The sequence below is a fragment of the Proteiniphilum sp. genome, assembly GCF_034331125.1.
Classification (GTDB): Bacteria; Bacteroidota; Bacteroidia; order Bacteroidales; family Dysgonomonadaceae; genus Proteiniphilum; species Proteiniphilum saccharofermentans.
Map to the genome: position 1 here is coordinate 28,375 of NZ_JAXQGC010000003.1, position 2,124 is coordinate 30,498.

Annotated in this window: 4 protein-coding genes; all 4 read left to right on the forward strand. The window is 36.4% G+C overall.

The features are described from left to right. Positions 1-278 precede the first annotated feature (278 nt). The 4 genes from U2P89_RS00405 (at position 279) to U2P89_RS00420 (ending at position 2,027) form a co-directional block, all read left to right on the forward strand. Positions 279-542, forward strand: a complete 264-nt coding sequence (locus U2P89_RS00405) for a DUF2089 family protein (RefSeq protein WP_322190329.1) — start codon at positions 279-281, stop codon at positions 540-542. Beyond that, entirely contained in the window at positions 532-759 is a 228-nt protein-coding gene (locus tag U2P89_RS00410; protein ID WP_322190330.1) for a hypothetical protein, read from the forward strand. Before U2P89_RS00405 ends, U2P89_RS00410 begins: the two co-directional genes overlap by 11 nt. Before the next feature lie 48 nt (positions 760-807). Further along, positions 808-1,104 carry a hypothetical protein gene (locus tag U2P89_RS00415; protein ID WP_322190331.1) on the forward strand — a complete coding sequence of 99 codons (297 nt, stop codon included), beginning with the start codon at positions 808-810 and terminating at the stop codon, positions 1,102-1,104. 194 nt (positions 1,105-1,298) lie between these two features. Continuing rightward, the gene (locus U2P89_RS00420) at positions 1,299-2,027 is read left to right on the forward strand and encodes a hypothetical protein (protein ID WP_139233504.1); all 729 of its coding nucleotides are present in this window, start codon (positions 1,299-1,301) and stop codon (positions 2,025-2,027) included. The last annotated feature ends 97 nt before the right edge of the window (positions 2,028-2,124 follow it).

Below are 2,124 nucleotides of genomic sequence, written 5' to 3' on the forward strand. Positions count from 1 at the left end.
CAATCGAGGAGCGAAGGCGACTCAAAACGACCAATGCAATTGAACGGTACAAATGTATGCCAAAACATTGTACTATGCAATACATAATACTGTGTTATTTTAAATTTTAACTTTGTTTATGGTTTTATGGGGAGGTGGGAAAGTGGGAAAATTGCCTAGGTGGCTAAATGGTTAGATGAATGAGTAGGATCAATTAAATTGATTTTTTATTGAATAATATTTATTATTTATTTGATATTATTGAATATTTGTTTTATATTTGTAAGAAAATAAAGAATATGTTACCTTCTATATGTCCGAGTTGTCAGTCACAACTAAAAGTAAAAAGCCTCGTTTGTGAATCGTGCCACACGGAAGTGTCCGGTTTATACGATTTACCGTTGTTGGCCCAATTACAGCCAAGTGAACAGGATTTTATAGTGAAGTTTGTAAAATCAAGCGGAAGCCTGAAAGAGATGGCAAAAGAACTCTCACTCAGTTATCCCACTGTAAGGAACTTATTGAACGATATAATCTCTAAAATTGACGACTATGAGAAATAAATTCACATGGAACTTACTCTTTAACCCTTTTACTAAAATTGCCGGTTGGCAGGCTTTCGCTTTGGGAATGCTGTTTGTTTTACTCACCGGTGTAATCGGAACGTATGCAGGTGTTGCGTTTGATGGGGCAATTGATAGCCATATAACTGAATATCTCAGTTTAAAAGATTCATTTTTATTTTTGGTAATTGCTGTTGTGTCGGTAGTAGTTATATAGTTTATCGCAGGCCTGATTATCTCTAAACGTCTGCGTTTTGTAGATATTTTGGGAACAATGGTGCTTGCCAGGTCACCGTTGATCCTGCTTGCCATATTCGGTCTATTTGTGACATCTGTCCCTGCAGAAGAGATTATGGCTAATCCTATGGTTATAATGCACAATCCCGGTTTGATTATTTTTAGTGTCATCAGTATTCCTGTGATGGTCTGGTTTATTGCTTTGATGTATAATGGATTTAAGGTGTCGACCGGTGCTAAGGGATCAAAACTGGTTATCGGATTCATTATCGGGTTAATTGTAGCTGAAGTGGTTTCGAAAGTACTGATTTTTCAAATATTCTGATCATCGTTAATTTACCATAAATGGAAACAAAAAAATTTACACAATTCGGTACACTTTCGGTGCTGTTAATGTTACCGTTATTTTTATTATTTACAGTATGGGCATTAAGATTAGGCGTAAACAATAATCCCGCGTTCTTCATTCAGATTTCTCTTGCCCTGATATTCTTCATTTGTTTATTGATCTTCTACAAATTGACCATAACAGCAGATGCTGAAAATGTTTCTCTCAGATTCGGTATCGGACTGGTTCGGAAATCCTATAAAATTTCGGAAATTAAGTCATGCAAGCCTGTAACGAACCCTCCCTATTATGGAATTGGTATTCGCATTCTTCCTAATGGTCGGCTGTATAATGTGACTGGTTTAAAAGCCATAGAACTACAATTCAAGTACAAGTCGTCTGTCGTCAGGATCGGCACAAACAAACCAGAGGAAATCAGCCAATTAATTCAATCGTTAATTGCCGGGAAAGAAATTGTAAGGAATATGACCGAAACTTCCACCAAAAACAGGGAAACCCCGATATGGATTGCGATTTTTTTGTTAGTTGTAGTATTGACATTTATCCCTAACTTTCAGGAAACAAGAGCGGAATGGAATGATAATGAGTTGAAGATTAAAGGAGTTTACGGCATGACTATTCCCTTTTCAGAGATAGAACTGGCAGACACGGTTTCCAATATTCCTGCAATCTCCCACCGGACAAATGGGTATGCTTTTGGAAGGGCTTTGATAGGGAATTTCAAATTAGCAGATGATAGTCATTCAAAATTATTTATCAAAAAAGGAGTTCCACCCTATGTTATGATTAAATGCCGGAAAAGTGTCCCGATTTATATCAATTTCAAGGATAAACAGAAGACAATGGATCTATACCAGACACTAAACCAAGGGAAATTCTTGCCTGATTTGGATATATGACTCGGACCAACAACTATTTTATTCATCAAAGATTTATATACTAAAAACTGAACCACTATGGATTGAAAATCCATAGGTTCGATTCCGACTAAAAGTC